This window comes from Zoogloea sp. 1C4 (assembly GCF_009469605.1).
Taxonomy (GTDB): Bacteria; Pseudomonadota; Gammaproteobacteria; order Burkholderiales; family Rhodocyclaceae; genus Zoogloea; species Zoogloea oryzae.
In genome coordinates, this window is record NZ_SSXU01000017.1 from 37201 (window position 1) to 59303 (window position 22103).

18 protein-coding genes are annotated in these 22103 nt (G+C 68.5%); 10 read left to right on the plus strand and 8 right to left on the minus strand.

Features of this window, described 5'->3' with window-relative positions; genetic code table 11:
- Positions 1-16: 16 nt before the first annotated feature.
- On the minus strand, positions 17-1966 hold the full coding sequence (locus tag GH681_RS17450; RefSeq protein WP_228111957.1) for a lytic transglycosylase domain-containing protein: 1950 nt from the start codon (positions 1964-1966) through the stop codon (positions 17-19).
- A gap of 82 nt (positions 1967-2048) precedes the next feature.
- Here GH681_RS17450 and GH681_RS17455 point away from each other — a divergent pair, with 82 nt between their 5' ends.
- Positions 2049-2678: a 5-formyltetrahydrofolate cyclo-ligase gene (locus GH681_RS17455; RefSeq protein WP_228111958.1), complete on the plus strand. Its 630-nt coding sequence runs from the start codon at positions 2049-2051 to the stop codon at positions 2676-2678.
- Here GH681_RS17455 and GH681_RS17460 read toward each other — a convergent pair.
- Positions 2665-3585, minus strand: coding sequence for a hydrogen peroxide-inducible genes activator (locus GH681_RS17460; protein ID WP_153162818.1), 921 nt, complete (start codon positions 3583-3585; stop codon positions 2665-2667). The two genes, GH681_RS17455 and GH681_RS17460, sit on opposite strands and share 14 nt — an antisense overlap.
- Before the next feature lie 226 nt (positions 3586-3811).
- On the opposite strand from GH681_RS17460, the gene GH681_RS17465 reads away from it, so the two are divergent.
- Positions 3812-5320 (plus strand): DegQ family serine endoprotease, encoded by a 1509-nt coding sequence (locus tag GH681_RS17465; protein ID WP_153162819.1) that lies wholly within the window; start codon positions 3812-3814, stop codon positions 5318-5320.
- Between the two features lie 155 nt (positions 5321-5475).
- Positions 5476-7506 (plus strand): TonB-dependent siderophore receptor, encoded by a 2031-nt coding sequence (locus GH681_RS17470; protein ID WP_153162820.1) that lies wholly within the window; start codon positions 5476-5478, stop codon positions 7504-7506.
- Between the two features lie 12 nt (positions 7507-7518).
- Here GH681_RS17470 and GH681_RS17475 read toward each other — a convergent pair whose 3' ends face one another.
- The 5 genes from GH681_RS17475 to GH681_RS17495 form a co-directional block, all read right to left on the minus strand.
- Positions 7519-7848: a P-II family nitrogen regulator gene (locus GH681_RS17475; protein WP_153162821.1), complete on the minus strand. Its 330-nt coding sequence runs from the start codon at positions 7846-7848 to the stop codon at positions 7519-7521.
- Between the two features lie 129 nt (positions 7849-7977).
- Positions 7978-11076, minus strand: coding sequence for an efflux RND transporter permease subunit (locus tag GH681_RS17480; RefSeq protein ID WP_153162822.1), 3099 nt, complete (start codon positions 11074-11076; stop codon positions 7978-7980).
- Positions 11073-12296 carry an efflux RND transporter periplasmic adaptor subunit gene (locus GH681_RS17485; RefSeq protein WP_228111959.1) on the minus strand — a complete coding sequence of 408 codons (1224 nt, stop codon included), beginning with the start codon at positions 12294-12296 and terminating at the stop codon, positions 11073-11075. The genes GH681_RS17480 and GH681_RS17485 overlap by 4 nt, the downstream gene beginning before the upstream one ends.
- A gap of 14 nt (positions 12297-12310) precedes the next feature.
- Positions 12311-13609, minus strand: coding sequence for a TolC family protein (locus tag GH681_RS17490; RefSeq protein ID WP_153162823.1), 1299 nt, complete (start codon positions 13607-13609; stop codon positions 12311-12313).
- A 104-nt stretch (positions 13610-13713) separates the two neighbouring features.
- Entirely contained in the window at positions 13714-14028 is a 315-nt protein-coding gene (locus GH681_RS17495; protein ID WP_153162824.1) for a hypothetical protein, read from the minus strand.
- 116 nt (positions 14029-14144) lie between these two features.
- Here GH681_RS17495 and GH681_RS17500 point away from each other — a divergent pair, with 116 nt between their 5' ends.
- The 6 genes from GH681_RS17500 (at position 14145) to GH681_RS17525 (ending at position 19303) form a co-directional block, all read left to right on the plus strand.
- On the plus strand, positions 14145-15269 hold the full coding sequence (locus GH681_RS17500; protein ID WP_153162825.1) for a D-alanyl-D-alanine carboxypeptidase family protein: 1125 nt from the start codon (positions 14145-14147) through the stop codon (positions 15267-15269).
- Between the two features lie 137 nt (positions 15270-15406).
- A complete protein-coding gene (locus GH681_RS17505) occupies positions 15407-15676 on the plus strand; it encodes a YbeD family protein (protein ID WP_153162826.1) in 270 nt (89 codons plus the stop codon).
- Entirely contained in the window at positions 15673-16290 is a 618-nt protein-coding gene (gene lipB, locus GH681_RS17510; protein WP_153162827.1) for a lipoyl(octanoyl) transferase LipB, read from the plus strand. Before GH681_RS17505 ends, lipB begins: the two co-directional genes overlap by 4 nt.
- Before the next feature lie 18 nt (positions 16291-16308).
- Positions 16309-17256: a lipoyl synthase gene (gene lipA, locus GH681_RS17515; protein ID WP_153162828.1), complete on the plus strand. Its 948-nt coding sequence runs from the start codon at positions 16309-16311 to the stop codon at positions 17254-17256.
- Positions 17257-17382: 126 nt separating this feature from the next.
- Entirely contained in the window at positions 17383-17928 is a 546-nt protein-coding gene (locus GH681_RS17520; RefSeq protein ID WP_153162829.1) for a glutathione peroxidase, read from the plus strand.
- Between the two features lie 142 nt (positions 17929-18070).
- The gene (locus GH681_RS17525; protein WP_153162830.1) at positions 18071-19303 is read left to right on the plus strand and encodes a SpoIIE family protein phosphatase; all 1233 of its coding nucleotides are present in this window, start codon (positions 18071-18073) and stop codon (positions 19301-19303) included.
- A 75-nt stretch (positions 19304-19378) separates the two neighbouring features.
- Here GH681_RS17525 and GH681_RS17530 read toward each other — a convergent pair whose 3' ends face one another.
- The gene (locus tag GH681_RS17530; RefSeq protein ID WP_194271268.1) at positions 19379-20233 is read right to left on the minus strand and encodes a TorF family putative porin; all 855 of its coding nucleotides are present in this window, start codon (positions 20231-20233) and stop codon (positions 19379-19381) included.
- 176 nt (positions 20234-20409) lie between these two features.
- Between GH681_RS17530 and GH681_RS17535 the strand changes: the two genes are divergently transcribed.
- On the plus strand, positions 20410-22098 hold the full coding sequence (locus GH681_RS17535; protein ID WP_153162832.1) for an APC family permease: 1689 nt from the start codon (positions 20410-20412) through the stop codon (positions 22096-22098).
- Positions 22099-22103: the final 5 nt, after the last annotated feature.

Here is a 22103-nt window from a genome sequence, read left to right on the forward strand (position 1 = left end):
AATTCCCTACCCGCCCTTATTCGTTGCTGCCGGCGCCCGGTGTAGGCTCGTCGAGGCCGGCGCCAGGGGCCGCACTGCCCAGCCCACGGGTGCTGCCGTCGCTCGCCGCGATGGTGCCGAGCCTGGCCTTGAGGGAGGGCGCACGGCCTTCAAACAGGGCGGCATAGATGACGGCGTTGGCCATCACCTTCTTCACGTAGTCGCGGGTTTCGTTGAAGGGGATGCATTCGGCGTAGATCGCACCTTCGAGGGGCTTCACGTCCTTCCACTTCTTGGCGCGGCCGGGGCCGGCGTTGTAGGCCGCCGAGGCGAGCACCGGGTGATTGTCGAGCCCTTCGAGGACCATCCGCATGTAGGTGGTGCCGAGCATCACGTTGGTGTCCGGGTCCTGCAGCCAGCCCACGTTGTAGCCGCTCATGCCGAGCTTGCCGGCGACCCACTTGCCGGTGGCGGGCATGATCTGCATCAGCCCCTGGGCGCCGACGCCGGAGCGGGCGGCGGTGACGAAGCGGCTCTCCTGGCGCATCAGGCCATACACCCAGCCCGGGTCGAGATCGCGGCTGCGGGCGTTGGGCTCGACGCGCTCCCGGTAAGGAGAGAGGTAGCGCAGGCTGTAGTCGTGCTCGTTGCGGGTCTTGTCGGCGGCGTTGATGGCCCGGTCGTAGATGCCGAGCTGCTGGGCGAGCTGGGCGGCGGAGAGGAGGAAGCGGTCGTCCCGGTTGCGCAGGGTCCAGTTCCATTCGCGCGTGCCTTCGGTGCGCAGATCCAGGCGGAACAGGGCGATGGCGCGCTGGATGCCCGGGGTCTGGCGGGTCTGCTCGAACTCGTCGGCACTGGGCGCACGGGCCTTTTTGGGCAGGGTGAAGGTGCGGCCCAGCTCTTCGTCGGCGAGGATGCTGTAGAAGTTGGGGTGGCCGGCGATGCGCTCGAACTCCTTGCGGGCGGCCTCGCGGTTGCCCTGGGCCTGGTGGGCGCGGCCGAGCCAGTAGGTCCAGTCGGGCTGGGCGCGCTGGTCGGCGGACATGGCCTCGACGGCGGTGCGGACGGCCTTCCAGTCGCCGGCGCGCAGGGCGGCACGCACGCGCCAGGCGGCCTGCTCTTCGGACATCGGGGTGTCGCCGGCGGCCTTGAACCAGGCGTTGGCGTCGGGCATCAGTTTGGCAGCGGCCTGCCAGGCGATCTGGCCGACGGCGTAGCTGCGTTCGGCGGCGGAGAAGCGCTCGTTGAGGCCCACGTAGCGCGCGTAGGCGCCCTGGGGATCGTCACGGGCGAGGCGGGCCAGGGCGATCAGGGCGAGCTCGCGCCCGGGGCGGCTGGCGGCAAAGTTGACCGGCAGGCGGTCGAGCCAGGTGGACGGGTTGGCACCGGCGCGCTCGAGATCGAGGGAAGCGGGCTGCTGGTCGAAGGGCAGCAAGCTGGCCGCGCCCTTGGCGCCGGTGGTGCGCTTGGCTTCCATCAGGCGACGCACGCGGCCCCAGATTTCGTCCGGGCTGACCAGCGCCTCCCGGGCCAGGGCCTGGAGGATCGGCACGCAGCTTTCGGGCGTATCCACCAGCGAGAACCACATCGGGCGCACTTCCGGGAGCAGGGCGGGATCGCCGCTGCTCAGGCGGGCCTGGTGGTGGTAGCACTTGATGTCCTGGTCGGGCTGTTCGAGGTTGCCGAACTCGGCCAGCAGCGGGCCGAAATCGCCCCGCTTGCCGAGGTAGCGCAGCCAGTCGGCGCGCAATTTTTCGGCGGGCCAGCTGCCCGGGTAGCGCTGCAGGAAATCGCGGATGCGGGCCGAATCCACGTCGTTGGGACGGGCCAGCATGTTGGACAGGGCCCAGAACTCGGGATAGGGATCGAGCACGTGGCCGGTGGGCGGGGCGTAGAGGTTGAGCCGGCTGCGGTCGCCGCTGCGGGCTGCGTCCCGGGCGAGCAGGATGCGCTCGTCCCCCGGATCGCCGCCGGCCGGCATGGCCATCCACAAAACTGCCGCCAGGACGGCCCACGCGCTATTCTTCATTGCTCTACGTCTCACCAAAATGCCGTCGGAGAATAGCACAGTGACCCCGCCCCTCCCCCCTTCCGGGGGTCTTTCCGAAGCCGAAATTTCCGCGCTGCGCAAAAACCTCCGGAATGCCCGGATCGCCGCCCGTGAAACCCTGCCCGCCGCCGATCGGGTCGCGCGCACCGCGCACGTCGAATCCCATCTGGACGCCCTGGTCGACCGCCTGCGCCCCCGGCGCCTGGCCTTCTGCTGGCCGTGGCGGGGCGAGGTGGATCTGGTGCCGTGGATGACCCGCTGGCTGGCCGCCGATCCGGCCCGTCAGGCGGCCCTGCCGGTGGTGCGCGCGGCGGGCCAGCCGATGATCTTCCTGCGCTGGCACCCCGAGGCGCCGATGGCCACAGACCACCACGGGATTCCAGTACCGGCAGGGGACGAGCGGATCGAACCGGACCTGATCCTGGTGCCGCTCAACGTGTTCGACGGGGCGGGGTTCCGGCTGGGCTATGGCGGCGGCTATTTCGACCGCACCCTGGCGGCCCTCGACCCGGCGCCGGCCACCGCCGGGGTGGCCTTCGAGCTGGCCCGGGCCGACACCTGCTGGCCGCAGCCCCACGACCAGCCGATGGACTGGCTGGTCACCGAGGCGGGCTGGTGGGATGTCCGGGCGAAATCTAGCGGGGATTGATCGGGCGCACGCCGTCGAGCGGGCTGGCGAGGATCGCCTGGCGGATCACGTCGATGGCGCCGCTGCGCGGGTAGGTGACCCGCCACGCCAGCGCGATGCGGCGGAAGGGTTCCGGCGCCTCGAAGGGACGCACGGTGAGGAGCGGGTTGCCGCCGGGGATCGGCGCCGCGGCGGTGCTGGGCAGCACGGTCACGCCGGCGCCGGTGGCCACCATGTGGCGGATGGTTTCCAGCGAGCTGCCTTCCAGCGTGCGCTGCAGGCCCTCACCGGGGCGGCACAGGGGGCAGACTTCCAGCACCTGATCGCGGAAGCAGTTGCCGGCACCGAGCAGCAGCAGCTGCTCTTCGGCGAGGCGCTTGGCGGGGATCGCGGTGTCGTTCTCCCACGGGTGGCCGGTGGGCATCAGCACCCGGAAGGGCTCGTCGTACACCGCCTGGGTGACGATGCCGGGCTCTTCGAAGGGCAGCGCGATGACGATCACGTCGAGATCGCCGCGCTTGAGGGATTCGGCCAGCCGGGCGGTGTAGTTTTCCTGGATCAGCAGCGGCATCGACGGCGCGGCCTGATGCACGCGCGGGATGAGGTGCGGCAGCAGGTAGGGCCCGATGGTGTAGATGACGCCGAGCTTGAGGGGGCCGGAGAGCGGATCGCGGCCGGCGGTGGCGAGCTCCTTGATCTGGCCGGCTTCGAGGAGCACCTTTTCGGCCTGGGCGACGATGCGGGCGCCGATGTCGGTGATCTTCACGTCGGCGGCGCTGCGCTCGAAGAGCGTGACCGCCAGCTCGTCCTCGAGCTTCTTGATGGCCACCGAGAGCGTGGGCTGGCTTACGTTGCAGCGTTCGGCCGCGTGGCCGAAATGCCTTTCGCGGGCCAGCGCGACGAGGTAGCGAAGATCAGTCAGCGTCATGAAGCACTCCCGGCAATCACGATAGTGATTAACTATACATCGGAAGTCGGCCATGGGAAGCGGGTAATGGAAAATGGGTTGGAAGGGATTGCAATCACCCTGCTCCGCCCCCACCTTCGAGCATCCCGACGCCCAGCGTCACCCCCGGTTTGTAAGCGTTTGTTTGTATCGGGAACAGCACACCACGGCCAACGTCCACCGTCCCGTGAAAAAACAGGAGCCCTGCATGAAACCTGCCGTCGTCCGATCCGCCCTCGTCACCTCCGCCATCGCGCTGGCGCTCGCCGGCTGCCTGCAGGAGGGCGGCGCGATCTCCCCCTCCCACGCCGCCAACGGTGCCGCCCCGGCCACCGCGCCGGCCGTCCAGCCGGCCCAGGTGCCAGCTGGACGCCATGGCCTGCCGGATTTTTCGGCGCTGGTCGAGCAGGTCGGGCCGGCGGTGGTGAACATCAGCACCACCCAGCGCCTGACCCGCGGCAACGGTGGCGCCAGCGGCGAAGACCCCTTCGCCGGTGATCCGTTCTACGACTTCCTGCGCCGCTTCGGCGTGCCGGTGCCGGGCATGCCGGGTGGTGGTGGCGGCCGGGCGCCGGAGCAGATCCAGCAGGGCGTCGGCTCGGGCTTCATCGTGAGTGCCGACGGCTTCGTGCTGACCAACGCCCACGTGGTCGATGGCGCCACCGAGGTTACGGTGCGCCTCACCGACAAGCGCGAGTTCAAGGCCAAGGTGGTGGGCGTGGACAAGCGCACCGACGTGGCGCTCCTCAAGATCGACGCCACCGGCCTGCCCGCCGTGCGCACCGGCGACGCCGAGCGCGCCAAGGTGGGCGAGTGGGTGGTGGCGATGGGCTCGCCCTTCGGCTTCGAGAACACCGTGACGGCCGGCATCATCAGCGCCAAGGCGCGCCGCCTGCCCGACGAGAACTACGTGCCCTTCCTGCAGACCGACGTGGCGATCAACCCGGGCAACTCCGGCGGCCCGCTGTTCAACCTGGCGGGCGAGGTCATCGGCATCAACTCGCAGATCTACTCCCGCTCCGGCGGCTTCATGGGCATCTCCTTCGCGATCCCCATCGACGTGGCCATGAAGGTGAAGGATCAGCTCCAGAAATACGGCAAGGTGTCGCGCGGCCGGCTGGGCGTGGCGATCCAGGGGCTCGACGCCGATCTCGCCCAGAACTTCGGCCTCGACAAGCCAGGCGGCGCGCTGGTCTCGAGCGTGGAGCCGAGCTCGCCGGCCGAGAAGGCCGGCCTGCAGCCCGGCGACGTGGTGCTCGGGGTGAATGGCCAGAAGGTGGATAACTCGGCCGACCTGCCGCGCATCATCGGCGAGCAGAAGCCGGGCACCGTCGTCCGCCTGTCGGTGTGGCGCGACCGCAAGGCCCGCGAGGTGAACGTCACCCTCGGCGAACAGGCCGGCGAGAAGGTTGCCGCGATGGGCTCGCCGGACAAGAAGAATCCGTCGGCCAGCGGCAAGCTGGGCGTCACCGGCCGGGCCCTGACCGCGCAGGAAGCCGCGCGCCTCGGCGTGCCCGGCGGAGTGGTGGTCGAATCGGTGAACGGCCCGTCGGCCAAGGCCGGCCTGCAGCCCGGTGATGCCATCGTCGGGGTGAACAACCAGCCGATCACCAGCATCGACCACTTCCGCAAGCTCATCGAATCCGCCGGCAGCCGTTTTGCCCTGCTCGTCCAGCGGGGCAACAGCCGGATCTTCGTGCCGCTGCGGATGGACTGAGCGGCATCACGGGGCGGGCGGCGGGCGGACGGCACCGCCTCCGCCACGTGACAAGATTCAGCAGCCCGCCCCGGGAGGGCTGTTTATAATCCGGGCACCGTGGAATTTCCGGAATCGGGTCATCGTCCCGTCCGGATCAATAACAACAACACCCGATGTCCTTGCCGCCGTCACGTCGGATTCTGCTCGCCGCGATCGTGGCGGCCTTGCCTGCGCTGAGCGCCTTCGCCAGCCAGTCGGCCGACCGTGAAGGCGGGGAATCCCCGTTCTTCGAGGAACTGCCGACCGTCCTGTCGGCCTCGCGCCTCCCCCAGGCCCTCAACGAGGCCCCGGGGGCGGTGACCATCCTCGATCGGGATTTCATCCGCGCCACCGGCTACCGCGACGTCGCCCGCCTGCTGCGTCTGGTGCCCGGCATGCAGATCGGCCAGGAACGCGGCCACGCCCAGTGGGTCACCTACCACGGCCTGGGCAGCGACTACCCCACCGAAATCCAGGTATTGATCGACGGCCGCTCGGTGTATGCGCCCAGCGCCTTCGGCGGCGTCGACTGGTCGGCCCTGCCGCTCACGATCCAGGAGATCGAGCGCATCGAGGTCGTCCGGGGCACCAACTCCAACGCCTACGGCGCCAACGCCTTCCTGGGCGTGATCAACATCATCACCCGCCACAGCCATCAGGATCAGGGCGCCTCGGCCCAGACCAACCTGGGTTCCCACGGCATCGCCGACTTCCACGCCAGCTGGACGGGCAGCAGCGACGGCCACGGGCTGCGCCTGTCCGTCGCCCAGAACCGCGACCAGGGCTTCGGCAGCCTGCGGGACAGCCACGTCAGCCGCACCTTCAGCCTGCGCAGCGACTTCCGCCTGGACGCCCAGAACGAGCTCACCCTGCGCGCCGGCTACAACCAGATGAACCGCGACCAGGGCTATCCGGATTCGGTGTTCGGCAACAACGGCGAGCGCAGCACCGGCAGCGAGGGCAGCACGGTCCACCTCGCCTGGCGGCGCGTCGTCTCGGAAGACGAGGAATGGCTGCTCAGCTTCTACCGCAACCGCGAGCGCAGCATCGACCGCTGGCTGGCCGCCGCGCCGCCGAGCTATCCGGCGGTGCCCCTCGACCGCAACCGCTCCAGCGACCGCACCAACATCGAGCTGCAGCACCGCTTCGCCCTTGGCAGCAAGGCGCGCATGGTGTGGGGCCTGGAAGGCCGCCGCGACGAAACCCGGGCACCCTTCCTGTTCGCCGGCGGGCGGCCCGAGCCAATGGACCTGTACCGGGCCTTCTCGAACCTCGACTGGCGCCTGACGCCCGAATGGCAGCTCAACCTGGGCGGGCTGCTCGAGAAGAACGGCGCCGTTGCACCGCAGTTCATCCCCCGCGCCTTCGTGAACTGGCATGCCACCGCCAGCGACACCTTCCGCGCCGGCTATGCCCGCGCCTGGCAGCAGCGCAACCTGTTCGAGCTCCACGGCGACGTGCGCGCCTACGACCCCGCCACGCCCGGCCTGCTCCTCGCCTGGCCCTACCAGGCCAACCCCAACCTGAAGGTGCCGCGGGTCGACACCGTCGAGATCGGCTACCTCGGGCGCTTTCACACCCTCGATGCGACTCTCGATGTGCGCATCTTCAGCGAGCGGATCAGCGATTTCGTGATCCGCCGCATCGTGCCCTCCGGCGGCGCGGTGCTGCCGCTGCCCAGCTCCCAGTTCGTGAATCTCTCCTCACCGGTGCTGCTGCGCGGCATCGAATACCAGCTGCGGACCAAACCCCGGGCCGGCACCGAGGTGCTGTTCAGCCACACGCTGATCGACCGTCACACCGATGACCCGGAAGTCGCCAAGCGCACCGCGCCATACACCGCCAGCCTCACCTGGCTGCAGGATTACGGCAACGGCTGGAGCAGCACCGCCAGCCTGCTGCGGATGGGGCCGCTGGCCGGCGGCTACGGCTACGTGCCGGGCTGCGACTACACCTCGCGGGCCTACACCACCGGCGACCTGCGCATCGCCCGGGCCTTCCGCCTCGACGGCCGCAGGGCCGAGGTGTCCATCAACGGCATGAACCTGGGCGGCCGCCACCAGGAAATCACCGACCGCTCCGAGCAATGTCTGCCAGCCCACCTGGGCTCACCGGTCAATCCGGTGGCGGCGATGGGCTGGCTGTCCTTCTCGGTCGAACTCTGACCCCGGCGACCCTCAGCCTGCGCCCACCGTCTTGCGGATGAACACCGCGCGCTGGATGTCGGTCACCCACACCAGCCCGTCGCCCGTCTGGCCGGTGCTGGCCACCTGGACGATGCACTCCACCAGTTCGTCGGCGATCTCGTCGGGGGCGACGATCTCGATGCGCACCTTGTCGGTGAAATCGGTGAGCTCCTCGCGGATGTTGCTCGGCGCGTGACGCACGGTGGCGCCACAGCCCACCGCCTTGCTGATGGTCATCCCCGGAAAACCGGGAAGCCCCCGCAGCACCTCGCGCAGGCGGGGCAGCTTCTGGGGGCGGATGACGGCGCGAATCTCCTTCATTGCATGTCCTTCTCAAAACGTCGCCGGGCAGCCCGGTCTTTTCCAGACAGAACCGTGCGGTTCTGCATTCATTCCCCCGGCCATCCGGCCGGGGGCTGCGTCACACAGGGGTTTTCAATTGCCGGGGGATCAAGCCTCGTAGGGGGTGTCGTCGAACCACTTGTAGAGGGTCGGCAGCACCACCAGGGTCAGCAGGGTCGAGGTGATCAGCCCGCCGATCACCACGATCGCCAGCGGCCGCTGCACCTCCGAGCCCGGCCCGGTGGCGAACAGGAAGGGCACCAGCGCCAGCAGCGCCACGGTGGCTGTCATCATCACCGGCCGGAAGCGCAGGGTCGCGCCCTTGATCACCGCCTCGGCGAGCGGCGTGCCCTCGCCCCGCAGGCTGCGGATGTAGCTCACCAGCACCACCCCGTTGAGCACCGCGATGCCCCACAGGGCGATGAAGCCCACCGAGGCCGGCACCGACAGGTATTCGCCGGTGATCAGCAGCCCGATCACCCCGCCCACACTGGCAAACGGCAGCACCAGGATGATCAGGCTGGCAAGCCGGAGCGACCGGAACAGCAGGAACAGCAGGAAGAAGATTGCCCCCACCGTCACCGGGATGATGATGGTCAGGTGGCCCATCGCCCGCTCCAGGTTCTGGAACTGGCCGCCCCACTCGAGGTAGTAGCCTTCCTTCAGCTCCACCTGGGCGCCGACGGTCTTCTGCAGCTCGGCCACGAAGCCGCCCAGGTCGCGGTCTTTCACGTTGATCGCCACCACCACCCGGCGCTTGGCCAGCTCGCGGGAGATCTGCGCCGGGCCGTCGGCCACGCGGATGGTCGCCAGGTTTTCCAGCGCCACCTGCACGCCGCCCGGGGCGCTCACCAGGATGTTGCCGATCTTCTCGACCTTGTCGCGGAAGTTCTCCGGCAGGCGCACCACCGCCGCAAAGCGCCGCTCGCCCTCGTAGATCTCGGTGGCCTGCTTGCCGCCGATGGCCGCCTCGATCACGTCGTTCACGTCCGACACGTTGAGCCCGTGGCGGGCGATGGCGGCGCGGTCGATCTCGATGGAGAGGTACTGCTGGCCGCTCACCCGCTCGACGCGGATGTCGGTGGCGCCCTGGATGCCGCCGGCCACCCGGGCGATCTCCTCAGCCTTCTTCTTGAGCAGGTCGAGGTCGTCGCCGAAGACCTTGATCGCCACGTCGGAGCGCACCCCGGTGACCATCTCGTCCACCCGGTCGGAGATCGGCTGGGCCATCACCACCTGGGCGCCGGGCAGCACCTTGAGCTTCTCGCGCATGGCCTCGGCGATGGTGTCCTGGGTCCACCCGGCCGGCCACTCGTCGCGGGGCTTGAGGCTCACGATGGGGGTCGACTCGTTCTGGCCCTGGGGGTCGGCGGGCGATTCGCCCCGGCCGACGCCGGAGATCGCCGACTTGACGCCCGGCACCTCCATCACCAGCTTCATGGCCTGCATTTCCATCTTGATGGACTCGTCCAGCGAGATGTTGGGCACCCGGTTGATGCCCGGCACCACCGAGCCTTCCTTCATCTCGGGGATGAAGGCGGTGCCCAGCAGCGGGAACATCGCCAGCGTCGCCACCAGCAGCACCACACCGCCCACCACCGTCTTGCGGCTGTTGGCCACAGCCCAGTGGAGCATCGCCAGATACGGCGCCTTGAGCTTGGCGATGAGCCAGGTGTCGTGCTCGGCACCGCCCTTGAGCAGGTAGGACGACAGCACCGGCGTGAGGGTGAGCGACAGGAACAGCGACACCGCCAGCGCGATGGCGATGGTGTAGGCCAGCGGCGCGAACATCTTGCCTTCCATGCCCTGCAGGGTCATCAGCGGCAAGAACACCAGAATGATGATGCCCACGCCGAAGATCACCGGCGTCGCCACTTCCTTCACCGCGTCGAAGATGATCCGCACCTTGCTCTCGCCCTTGCCGGCATGGCCGAGGCGCCCGAAGGCGTTCTCCACAACCACCACCGAGCCATCCACCATCAGGCCGATGGCGATGGCGAGGCCGCCCAGGGACATCAGGTTGGCCGAGATGTGATAGCGGTTCATCACCATGAAGGTGACGAGCGGCGTGAGCACCAGCGTCGCCACCACGATCAGGCTCGAGCGCACGTCGCCCAGGAACAGGAACAGCACCACCACGACCAGGAAGATGCCCTCGATGAGCACCTTGCTCACCGTCCACAGGGCCGCATCCACCAGTTCGGAGCGGTCGTAGTAAGGCACGATCTTCAGCCCGTCGGGGAGCATGTTCTTGTCGTTGATCTCGGCCACCCGGGCCTTGATCCGGCTCACCACCTCCTTGGCGTTGCCGCCGCGCAGCATCATCACCACGCCGCCCACCGATTCGGTGACGCCGTTCTTCACCACCGCGCCCTGGCGCACCTCGTGGCCGAAGGTGACCTCCGCCACGTCACGCACGTACACCGGCGTGCCGCCGACCTCCTTCAGCACGATGGCGCCGATGTCGGACAGGCTCTTCACCAGGCCCACGCCGCGGATCAGGTACTGCTCGGCGTACTGGGGCAGCACGCCGCCGCCGGAGTTGGCGTTGTTGCGCGCCACCGCCTCATAGACCTCGCGCACCGTCAGCTTGTAGTGGCGCAGCCGGTCGGGATTGACCAGCACCTGGTACTGCCGCGCGTAGCCGCCCTGGGAGTTGATTTCCGCCACGCCGGGGATCGAGCGCAGCAGCGGGCGCACCACCCAGTCCTGAACGATGCGCCGCTCGGTGAGCTCCTTCTCGGTGAGCTCCCGGTCGCCGTCGTCGGGGTGGTCGAGGGTGTACTGGTACACCTCGCCCAGGCCGGTGGACACCGGCCCGAGCACCGGCACCACGCCTTCCGGCATCCGCGCGCCCACTTCGAGCAGGCGCTCCATCACCAGCTGGCGGGCAAAGTAAACGTCGGTGGCGTCGGTGAAGACGAGGGTGATCAGCGACAGCCCCGGCTTGTTCAGGGAGCGCATCTCCTCCAGCCCGGGCAGGCCGGTCATGGAGATTTCCAGCGGCACGGTGACGAAGCGCTCCACCTCCTCGGGCGAGCGGCCCTTGGCTTCGGTGGCGATCTGCACCTGCACGTTGGTCACATCGGGAAAGGCATCCACCGACAGCTTGCGCGCGGCGTTGAGGCCGAAGGCGAGGAGGATCACCGCCACCACCACCACCACCAGACGCTGCTGGAGGGCGGCGCGGACGAGGGACTCGATCATTCCAGTTCCTTCCGCTTGCGTTCGTTGTTCAGATGGAAGGCCCCGGCCACCAGGATGCGCTGATCGGGCTTGAGGCCCGACAACACCGGCCGGCGCCCGTCAGCGTCCGGCCCCAGACGCACCGGCGTGAGGCGGAAACGATTGGGGCCGACCTCGACGAACACGTTGTCGGCGTCACCCTCGCGCACCACCGACTGAGCCGGCACCACCAGGGTCTGGGCGGGGGCGGCCTGGATCAGCATGGTGGCGAGCATCGCCGGCTTGAGCTGGCGGCTGGCGTTATCCACGGCGCTGCGCACCGTGACCGTGCGGGTTTCGGGATTGACCGTGTCGGCCACGAAGATCAGCTTGCCGGTGAGCCGTGCGCCGAGGGCCGGCACCTCGATCTCCACCGCCTGACCGGCCTTGACCAGCGCGGCCTGCTGCTCGGGCACCTCGGCGGTCACCCACACCTGCGAAAGATCCGCCACCATGAACAGCGCGTCGGAGGGCTGCACCACCTGGCCCTGGGCCACCTTGCGCTCGACCACCGTGCCGGCCATGGTCGACACCACCGGCGTCACGGAGTTGATCGCCCCGTTACCGCCAAGCCGGCTGATCGCCGCCGACGACATGCCGAGCACCCGCAGCTGGTCGGCCGCGCCGCGCAGTTCAGCCGAGGCAATCGACAGCTCGCTCTCGCGTCGCTGCAGTTCGGCCCGGCCGATCACGTCGGCGGCAAACAGCTGGCGCGCCCGCTCGACGCTGCGCGACTGCAGGTCGGCCTGGGCACGGGCCTTCAGGTAGTCCAGCTGGGCCTGGCCCAGCTCGGTGCTGTTGATCACCGCCAGGGGGTCGCCCACCTTCACCTGCTGGCCAAGCTGGGCATCGATCTCGATCACCCGGCCGGTCACGGTGGCGCCGATGCGGCTCACCCGGCGTTCGTCAAAATCCACCTTGCCGGCCACCCGCAGGGTGTCGGAAAGGGCCGCCGAGCCCACCGGCGCCACCCGGATCTCGGCGCCGAAGTTGGCCGGGACGGCCACCAGCAGCGGGTCGGCCGGGGCGGCGGGGTCTTCGGGCGCGCCTTCGGTGAGGGCGGATGTGGCGGGGGCAGCGGCCTTGCCGGCGTTCTTGCCGGCGGGCGAGGCTGCATCCTTGCAGCCCGCCAGCGGCAGGCCGAGCAGCGCGGCCGTCATCACGGCCAGGGCAAAGGATTGAAGGGAAGCGTGGGGTTTCATGGGAACGGTCCGGTTCAGGGAGCAGCGCGCAGGCGCTCGATGTCGATGACGGCCAGCTGCAGTTCGTAGCGGGCGGCGATGAGTTCGTTGCGGGCGGCACGGAAGACGCGCTGGGCATCCAGGTAATCGAGAATGCCCCGCTCGCCGAAGCGGTAGGCAGCCTCGGCCACCTTCAGGGCCGCCTCGGCTTCGCGCAGAATGCCGTTTTCCAGCGCGCTCACCTGGTTGCGGTTGATCTCGTACTGACGGTAAGCGCCCTCCAGAGCCTGGATCAGCGCCAGCTCCTGGGCGGCCAGCTCGCTTCGGCTGCGGTTGAGCAGCGCACCGGCCTCGGCCACCGGGCCCTGGCGACGATCCCAGATCGGCACCGACACCACCACGCCGAGGCGGGTGTCGCGCAGCTCGTGGTCGCGATCCTCGGCCACCTTCAGGGCCACCTCGGGCTGGCGGCGCAGGCGTTCGAGCTCCAGCTGGCGCTCGGCGCGGCGCACTTCGGCCTGGTTGCGCAGCAGCTCGGGGTTGCGGGCCAGCACTTCGGCACGCAGCTGGTCGAGGGGCGACACGCTCACCGCCCCCGACAGGGAACCGTCGAGCTGGAAGTCCGCCGGCAACCCGGGGCCGACCAGCGCCCGCAGTGCCGCCCTGGCCTGGGCCACGCGCAGGTTGGCACTCTCGGCCGACTTCTGGGCGTTGAGCAGCTCGGTGTCAGCCTTGATGAGCTCGTAGCGGGGCGATTCGCCGGTATCGACGCGCACCGCCACCTTGCTGCGGATCTGCTCGGCGAGCTGGAGATCCTCGCGGGCGGCGCGCAGCTCGGCGATGCGCCGGAGCACCTCGAAGAAGCGCTGGTCGAGGCGCGCCAGCAGGTCGTTCTCAAATCCGCGGCGCTCGGCCTGACGGGCCTCCAGCCCGTGGCCGGCAGCGGCAATGCGCGCCTCGCGCTGCCACGGGTTGTCGATGCGCTGCTGAATGGTCAGCGTCTGGGCGCTGCCGCCGGTCACCCCGGGCACCCGGGCCTGGGTTCGGCCGGCGAGGAATTCCACATCAGGGTTGGGATAGGCCGCGGCGGTGGTCACCTGGGCGCTGCCGGCTTCCACCAGCGCCTGGGCGGCAGCGAGGGACGGGTGGCCGGCCCGCGCCAGCTCACGCAGGGCAGGCAGGGAATAGACCGGGGTCGAGGCGGCTGGCGCCACCGGTGGCGCCGGCGCCCGGGCAGGCGCGGGCGCAGCCGCAGGGGCCCGGCCGGCAGGCGCCGACAGGGCCGGAACTGCCGTCGCCACAAGGGCAACGGCCAGAACGGACTTGGAGAACATTTTGATCCTTCAGCGCTTGAACAAGCCGCTGGTATCGATTCACGGAGGACGCGGAAGGGCACGGCCAGAGGCCGCCGGCTCCTTCCGGAGCAGACAGACAGAACTCAGGCTCGCCTGGGCGGCGGCGACGTGGGGCGGGGAAGGAGCGAGCGGAAGGGTGGCGGAGGCGCCACCGGGCGGCTTTCGACAAGCGCAGGGGAGACCAGCGTGAAACCGCTGACGAAGGCGGGGCAGTCGAGCGGCTCATCCACCCCGGGATCCTGGGTGAAGGTGGGATTGCCCTGCTCGCTGATCTGTTCCACCAGCTCGGACGCCGAATCGAAGGCTTCCGAAGCCGTGGCCGCACCCGCCCATGCCAGCACGAGGCCAGCCAGGGCAAAGGAAAGCAGGCGAAAGAGGACCAGATGAACAGTGTGCATCGCAACATTCAAGACCGGACAGTCTACCGGGAGTTCCCGCCGAAACCGAAAATTCCGCGGCAAACGTGACTAACGGCGCGTCTATAATCGCACCTTTTCCGCTTTTGCCCCTCGCCATGCTGCAACGCATCATCCTGCTCCTGCTGGTCCTTCCGACCCTCGCCTTCGCCCAGTTGACACCGCCCCCGGTGGCCGCCAAGGCGTGGCTGCTGCTCGACGTGGGCTCCGGCCAGATCCTCACCACCGAGAAGCCCGACCAGCGCATCGAGCCGGCGTCGCTCACCAAGCTGATGACCGCCTACCTCACCTTTGCGGCGATCAAGAACAAGACCCTGGCCCTCGACCAGACCATCCCGGTCTCCGAGAAGGCCTGGAAGGTGCCCGGCTCCAAGATGTTCATCGAGCCCCTCAAGCCGGTGACGGTGGATGAACTGATCCACGGCATGATCATCCAGTCGGGCAACGACGCCTGCGTGGCGCTGGCCGAAGCCATCGCCGGCTCCGAAGAAGCCTTCGCCCAGCTGATGAACAAGGAAGCCGCGCGCCTGGGCATGAAGAACACCCACTTCGAAAATTCCACCGGCCTGCCGCATCCGTCGCACCTCACCACCGTGCGCGACCTGTCGATCCTGGCCGCCGCGATCATCCGCGACTTCCCCGAGTTCTACCCGATCTACTCGATCAAGGAATACGCCTACAACAAGATCAAGCAGCCCAACCGCAACCGCCTGCTGTTCATTGATCCGACCGTCGACGGCGTCAAGACCGGCCACACCGACAGCGCCGGCTACTGCCTGATCGCCTCGGCCAAGCGCAACGACCGCCGTCTGCTGTCGGTGGTCGTCGGCACCACCAGCGACAGCGTGCGCGCCCAGGAAAGCCAGAAGCTCCTCAACTGGGGCTACCTAGCCTACGACACCGTGAAGGTGTACGGCGCCAACCAGGCGGTCAATGAGTTCCGCGTCTGGAAGGGCAGCGAGAACACCGTCAAGGCCGGCTTCCTGAACGACTTCGTGCTGTCCCTGCCCAAGGGCGACGGCGCCAAGCTCAAGGCCAACGTGATCAGCCAGCAGCCGCTGATGGCGCCGCTGGCCAAGGGCCAGCCGGTGGGCACCCTGCAGCTGTCCCTCGACGGCAAGCCGATCGGCGACTACCCCATCGTCGCCCTCGACGAAGTGCCCCAGGCCGGCTGGTTCGGCCGCATGTGGGACGCCATCCGCCTGTGGTTCAAGAACCTCTGAGCCAGCGCTGAACAAGGCCGGGATTCATCCCGGCCTTGAACTTTCCGCCCCTCGCACCCATCTTGAGATCATCCGGTGTCCGCGGATGCCGCTTCAACGCCCCTCACGCCTCCCTTTCACGCCTCCTTATCCAGGCCATGACTGAAGAACGCCAGACCCTGCTCGAGTTTCCCTGCGAGTTCCCGATCAAGATCATGGGCGCGCGGGTCGATCACTTCGCCCAGACGGTGCTGGAGGTCGTGCTCCGCCACGCCCCCGATTTCGAGCCCGGCTCGATGCAGATGCGCCCCTCGTCCAAGGGCAACTACCTGGCGATCACCTGCACCCTCAACGCCACCTCGCAGCTGCAGCTCGACAACCTGTACCGCGAGCTGTCGTCCCACCCGATGGTGAAGGTCGTCCTGTGATCGTCCGCCGCCTCGGCCTCGCCCCCTACGAGCCCACCTGGCGGGCGATGCAGGAATTCACCGCCACCCGCGACGACGCCACCCCCGACGAGCTGTGGCTGGTGCAGCACCCGCCGGTCTACACCCTCGGCCAGGCCGGCAAGCCCGAGCACCTGATCCACGCCACCGAGATTCCGCTCGTCAAGATCGACCGGGGCGGCCAGATCACCTACCACGGCCCCGGCCAGGTGGTCGGCTACCTGCTCCTCGACCTGCACCGCCGCCAGCTCAAGGTGCGCGAGATGGTCAATCTGCTCGAACAGGCCATCATCGACTGCATCGCCGACTACGGCCTCGACGCCCGCCGCAAGGACGGCGCGCCGGGTGTCTACATCGACGGCGCCAAGATCGCCGCGCTGGGCCTGCGCGTGAAGAACGGCTGCTCCTACCACGGCCTGTCCCTCAACGTCGATATGGACTTGACACCATTTACCTGGATCAATCCCTGCGGCTATAGTGGGCTCAAGACCATACAACTCAAAGACTTCGGCGTCACCGAAGCGCCCGACACCGTCGCCGAGCGGCTGCTCGGCCATCTGCGGCGGCACTTTCCCGATACCGCCCCCACTGCCTGACCAAAGGACGCAGCCCCCATGGAATCCGAGAGCCGCAAACAGCGCGGCGCCGAAAAGACCGCCCGCATCCCGATCAAGATCGTCCCGGCCGAACGCCTCAAGAAGCCGGAGTGGATCCGCATCAAGCTCGGCGCCGGTGCCGAAGTCGAGCGCTTCAACGAGATCAAGGACACCCTGCGCGAGCACAAGCTCCACACCGTGTGCGAGGAAGCCTCCTGCCCGAACATCCACGAATGCTTCGGCAAGGGCACGGCCACCTTCATGATCATGGGCGACATCTGCACCCGCCGCTGCCCCTTCTGCGACGTGGGCCACGGCCGCCCCGAGCCCCTCAACGCCAACGAGCCGGCCGATCTCGCCAAGACCATCGCCGCGATGCGCCTCAACTACGTGGTGATCACCAGCGTGGACCGCGACGACCTGCGCGACGGCGGCGCCCAGCACTTCGTCGAGTGCATCCGCTCCACCCGCGAGGCCAGCCCCAAGACCAGCATCGAAGTGCTCGTGCCGGATTTCCGCGGCCGCATGGAGATCGCCCTCGACATCTTCGACCAGGCCCCGCCGGACGTAATGAACCACAACCTCGAGACCGTGCCGCGCCTCTACAAGCAGGCCCGCCCGGGTGCGGATTACGCCTACTCGCTGGAGCTCCTCAAGCAGTTCAAGGCCCGCCACCCCGATGTGAGCACCAAGTCCGGCCTGATGGTCGGCCTCGGCGAAACCGACGACGAGATCCTCGAAGTGATGCGCGACATGCGCGCCCACAACGTGGACATGCTCACCATCGGCCAGTACCTCCAGCCCTCCGGCGGCCACCTGCCGGTGCTGCGCTACGTCCATCCCGACACCTTCAAGATGTTCGAGACCGAAGCGCTCAAGATGGGCTTCAAGAACGCCGCCTGCGGCCCCATGGTCCGCTCCAGCTACTGGGCCGACCAGCAGGCCCACGGTGCAGGCGTGGTGTAAGCCACCGCAGCCTGGCCCGCGAATGCCCCGCTCAGGCGGGGCATTTTCATTTGGACGGGAACTCCCGGCGCCCGCCCGGGGTCCGTCCCATTCCACAACAAAAACACCCCAACTCCAGGAGATCCCATGACCCAAGCCCTTTTCGACATCCCCCTCAACAAGATCGACGGCACCCCCGCCACCCTCGCCGAGCACGCCGGCAAGGTACTGCTGGTGGTCAATGTGGCCTCCAAGTGCGGCCTCACCAAGCAGTACGAAGGGCTCGAGGCGCTGCACGAGCGCTTTGCCGACAAGGGTTTCACCGTGCTGGGCTTCCCGGCCAACGATTTTGCCGGTCAGGAGCCGGGCACCGACGCCGAGATCGCCAGCTTCTGCACCGCCAACTTCGGCGTGCAGTTTCCGATGTACAGCAAGCTCGTCGCCACCGGGCCGGACAAGCATCCCCTGTACGCGACCCTGACCGCGGCCAAGCCCGAAACCGAAGACCGCCAGGGCATGGAGGACATGCTGCGCGGTTACAAGATCGAGCCGACCGCCGCGCCCGAGGTGGTGTGGAACTTCGAGAAGTTCCTGATCGGCCGCGACGGCACCGTCCTCCGCCGCTTCGCGCCGGATACCGCCCCCGACGCCGACAAGCTGGTGGCCGCCATCGAGACCGCCATCACCGGCTGATCCTCGCCTGCCGGCGGCGCCCGTCGCCGGCCCGCCCCGGGGCATCGCCCCGGGCGCCCGAACCGTAAATCAGGGTCAAACATCGCCCCCGCCGGCCGTTAATGCCCGGACCACCGTCCGTCCATTCCGCCGGAGACCCGCGATGCCGACCGTCCACGCGCCCCCCGCCGCCAGCGCCGCCACCCAGCCCAACCCGACCAATTTCGCCATCACGCTGATGGAGCACCTGGTGGTGCCCACCTTCGTGCTGGACGCCGAGCAGCGGGTGCTCATCTGGAACCGCGCCTGCGAGCGCCTCACCGGCATCCCGGCCCACGAAGTCATCGGCACGCGCGATCACTGGCGCGCCTTCTACGACAGCCCACGGCCCTGCCTGGCCGATCTGGTGGCCGGCGATGACTGGTCGCTGATCGACAAGCTCTACACCACCCACGACGAACCCAACACCCCGGCCCACGGCGTGCACGCCGAAAACTGGTGCACCATGCCGCGCCGAGGCAGGCAGCTGTATCTGGTGGTCGATGCCGGCCCGGTGTTCGACGACGCCGGCAAGCTCATCGCGGTGGTCGAAACCCTGCGCGACAACACCGAGAGCAAGCTCACCCAGATCAAGGTGGCCGAGCAGGCCAGCCTGCTCCAGCACCACTACGACGAGCACGAGCGCGAAGCCAAGATGGCCCGGCGCATCCTCGACCACCAGATCCGCACCGACCTCATCCGCCAGGCCGGCATCCACTACACGGTGATGCCCGCCACCAACTTCTCGGGCGACCTGATCCTCGCCGCCCGCTCGCCCGACGGCCGGCTCCACGCGCTGCTGGCCGACGCCACCGGCCACGGCCTGGCCGCCGCGGTGAGCGTGCTGCCGGTGGTGCAGGAGTTCTACCGCCTGGTGGAGCAGAACGAGCCCCTCGCCGGCATCGTGGACGCCATCAACTTCGTGCTCGCCAACTCGCTGCCGGCGGGGCGCTTCGTGGCCGCTGCGTTCGTCAGCCTCGACGAGCAGGCGCGGGAAGGCGAAGCCTGGGTCGGCGGCATCCCCGGGGTGCAGATGATCGACGACAGCGGCCGCATCGTGCGTCGCTTCGAATCCCGCAACCTGCCCCTGGGCGTCACCCGCGAAGCCGACGGCATCCGCGCCTTCGAGCGCTTCAGCTGGGCCGAGCCCGCCCGGCTGGTGATGCTCTCCGACGGCGTCGTCGAAGCCACCGCCCCCGACGGCGAAGCCTTCGGCGAGGCCCGCCTCGCCCACAGCCTCGGCAGCCCCCGCAGCGAAGACCTGATCGCCCGCCTGCGCGCTGCCCTCACCACCCACCTCGCCGGCACCCCGGCCCACGACGACATCTCGATCCTGGTCATCGACTGCCCGGCGTAAGCCACCGGCGGCAAAACGACAAAAGGCGGCACCCGCACCCGGGGCCGCCTTTTTGCATTTCTGCCTGACGTGGGATCAGAAGGTTCGATTGACCGACGCGATCCAGGTGCCTGCGCCCATGTCCTTGGTGGTGCCGTTGCCGGCGACGCTGGGGTAATTCTTCCAGTAGTCGGTGCCTACCGTCGCGGTGTAGGCGAGGCCCAGCACCCAGCCGCCGTCCATGGTCTTGGTCACGCCGGCCTTGTAGTCGGAGTAGCTGAGGCCGGTGGAGTGGGTGATGGTCTGGCGGCCGGCGTGGAGCATGCCCGTCCAGCCGGGCAGGAATTCGTAGGTGGCGTTGGCCTCGATATACCACGAGCCGGAGGTGTCGCTGCCCGTCACCCCCGCGCCGGGCTTGCCGGGGAAGGCGCCGAAGCCGGCGTTGTTGTCGTTGAAGCCGAAGTAGCCCACGTCGGTCATGGCCCGCGAGTACTTCACGTTGAGCCACTTCCAGGTGCCCGAAAGGTAGAGCTCGGTGGAGTTGTAGCGCTTGCTGGCATAGCTGCCGGCGGGGGTGATCTTGTCGTAGTTGGCCCCCGGGAAGAGGAACTGCAGCACGCCCACGTCGTAGCTGAAGTCATCCACCGCGCCCCGGTAGCCGCCGTACAGGTCCACCTCGATGTTGGCGTTGGCGTACAGGTTGCCACTGGTGTTGGAGAGCCAGGCGCCGGCGTAGAAGCCGCTCGCGTGGGCGTAGTCGACGCCGCCCTGCAGCGCCGGGTTGCCCCAGGTCTGACGGATGCCGCGGAAGACGTACTCCGACACGATGCCGACGTTGCTGGTCAGCGCCGGGGCGGGGGCCGGCGCGTCTTCGGCGAAGGCCGGCGCGGCAAGTGCCGGCAGGCCCAGCAAAAGGGCAAGGCGCAGGGCTTTCGGGGTCGTGGTTTTCATGGTCATGCCTCTGTCGGTGTTGGGGTGATGCCATTCCACGCCCGCGCGCGGTGATCCTCAATTCCCCCTCCGACCTACTCCCAAAGTCGAATTGTTCAGTGCACCAACGAAGCCGAGAGTGCAGCCGTATCGCATTGATTGCGGTGTGACTTTTTCGACCTTCGAGGAGTACGCAGATGAACACGACGACAGTGGATGCCGTATCAGGCGGCATCGAGAGTGGCGGCGCGACGCTCCACCGCCGGATAGGCTGGGCCGGCGCCTTCTGGGTGGCCAGCGGCGTACCGGCGCTGGTGCTTTTCTCCATCGGCTCCATCGCCGCCACGGTGGGCAAGCCGTCGTGGGCGGTGTGGATCATCTCCATCGCCTTCGGCTTCCTGCAGTCCTTCACCTACGCCGAGATCGCCGGGTTGTTCCCGCACAAGTCGGGCGGCGCGTCGGTGTATGGGGCGGTGGCCTGGGTGCGCTACAGCAAGATGCTGGCGCCGCTCTCGGTGTGGTGTAACTGGCTGGCGTGGTCGCCGGTGCTGGCGATCGGCTCGGGGCTGGCGGCGGGCTACATCCTGTCGATCCTGTTCGCGCCGGACGCCGCCATCAACACCTGGCAGATCACCCTGATGGACCTGGGCTTCATCAAGGGCGGCCTGGCGCTGCGGGTGAACGCCACCTTCGTGGTGGGCGCCGCGGTGCTGCTGGCGGCCTTCGCGATCCAGCACCGGGGCATCCTGCAGGCGGCGCGCATGCAGATGGTGCTGGGCGTCGCCGCCCTCGCCCCGCTGATGCTGATCGGCCTGTGGCCGCTGGTTTCTGGTGACGTGCCGGGTGCCAACCTGGCGCCGCTCTACCCCCTCGCCAAGGACGCCGGCGGGGCGGTGATCGACGGCGCCTGGGACATGGCCGGCTTCACCCTCATCGCCGGCGGGCTGTTCATGGCCGCGTGGTCCACCTACGGCTTCGAGACGGCGGTGTGCTACACCCGCGAGTTCCGCAACCCGCGCACCGACACCTTCAAGGCCATCCTGTACTCGGGCCTGCTGTGCATCTTCGTGTTCACCGTGGTGCCCCTCGCCTTCCAGGGCAGCCTGGGCCTGGGCCAGCTGGTCACCCCGGCGGTGCTCGACGCCGCCGGCAACGTGGTCACCCCCGCGGTGTACGACGGTATCCTGTCGCCGGACATCTACAGCGGCATGGGCGTGGCCCAGGCCATGGCCCACATGCTGGGCGGCGGCCCGCTGGTCGAGCACGTGCTGATGGCCATGCTGGTGCTGGCCCTGGTGCTGTCGATCATGACCTCCATGGCCGGCTCGTCCCGCACCCTCTACCAGGCCTCGGTGGATGGCTGGCTGCCCAAGTACCTCTCCAACGTCAATGGCAACGGCGCCCCCACCGCCGCGATGTGGACGGATCTGGGCTTCAACCTGCTCCTGCTGCTGATGTCCGACTACGTGTTCGTGCTGGCCATCTCCAACGTCTGCTACATCCTCTTCAACTTCCTCAACCTCAACGCCGCCTGGATCCACCGCATCGACCGCCCGCGCTGGCCGCGCCCCTACCGCGCGCCCACCTGGCTGATCGCCGTGGGTACCGTGCTGGCCTTCGTCAATCTGGCGCTGATGGGCATGGGCGCCGACATCTGGGGCGCCGGCACCCTGGCCACCGGCCTGCTGGCGGCGGCGCTGATCCTGCCGGTGTTCTTCTACCGCCACTACATCGTCGACAAGGGCCAGTTCCCGGCGGCGATGCTCGAAGACATGCACCTGGGCAGCGAATCGGGCGTCGGCACCCGCGCCGGCATCCTCCCCTGGCTCACCCTGGTCGGTGGCGCTGCGGTGATCGCCATCGCCCACGCCGTGGCCGTGATCTGAGGAGG

Coding starts and splice junctions, on each gene's coding strand:
- GH681_RS17535 (WP_153162832.1), top strand. CDS start 20,410: ATGAACACGACGACAGTGGATGCCGTATCAGGCGGCATCGAGAGTGGC.
- GH681_RS17495 (WP_153162824.1), bottom strand. CDS start 14,028: ATGCACACTGTTCATCTGGTCCTCTTTCGCCTGCTTTCCTTTGCCCTG.
- GH681_RS17450 (WP_228111957.1), bottom strand. CDS start 1,966: ATGGCCATGCCGGCCGGCGGCGATCCGGGGGACGAGCGCATCCTGCTC.
- lipA (WP_153162828.1), top strand. CDS start 16,309: ATGGAATCCGAGAGCCGCAAACAGCGCGGCGCCGAAAAGACCGCCCGC.
- GH681_RS17530 (WP_194271268.1), bottom strand. CDS start 20,233: ATGAAAACCACGACCCCGAAAGCCCTGCGCCTTGCCCTTTTGCTGGGC.
- GH681_RS17505 (WP_153162826.1), top strand. CDS start 15,407: ATGACTGAAGAACGCCAGACCCTGCTCGAGTTTCCCTGCGAGTTCCCG.
- GH681_RS17500 (WP_153162825.1), top strand. CDS start 14,145: ATGCTGCAACGCATCATCCTGCTCCTGCTGGTCCTTCCGACCCTCGCC.
- GH681_RS17475 (WP_153162821.1), bottom strand. CDS start 7,848: ATGAAGGAGATTCGCGCCGTCATCCGCCCCCAGAAGCTGCCCCGCCTG.
- GH681_RS17480 (WP_153162822.1), bottom strand. CDS start 11,076: ATGATCGAGTCCCTCGTCCGCGCCGCCCTCCAGCAGCGTCTGGTGGTG.
- GH681_RS17470 (WP_153162820.1), top strand. CDS start 5,476: ATGTCCTTGCCGCCGTCACGTCGGATTCTGCTCGCCGCGATCGTGGCG.
- GH681_RS17520 (WP_153162829.1), top strand. CDS start 17,383: ATGACCCAAGCCCTTTTCGACATCCCCCTCAACAAGATCGACGGCACC.
- GH681_RS17465 (WP_153162819.1), top strand. CDS start 3,812: ATGAAACCTGCCGTCGTCCGATCCGCCCTCGTCACCTCCGCCATCGCG.
- GH681_RS17460 (WP_153162818.1), bottom strand. CDS start 3,585: ATGACGCTGACTGATCTTCGCTACCTCGTCGCGCTGGCCCGCGAAAGG.
- GH681_RS17490 (WP_153162823.1), bottom strand. CDS start 13,609: ATGTTCTCCAAGTCCGTTCTGGCCGTTGCCCTTGTGGCGACGGCAGTT.
- GH681_RS17525 (WP_153162830.1), top strand. CDS start 18,071: ATGCCGACCGTCCACGCGCCCCCCGCCGCCAGCGCCGCCACCCAGCCC.
- GH681_RS17485 (WP_228111959.1), bottom strand. CDS start 12,296: ATGAAACCCCACGCTTCCCTTCAATCCTTTGCCCTGGCCGTGATGACG.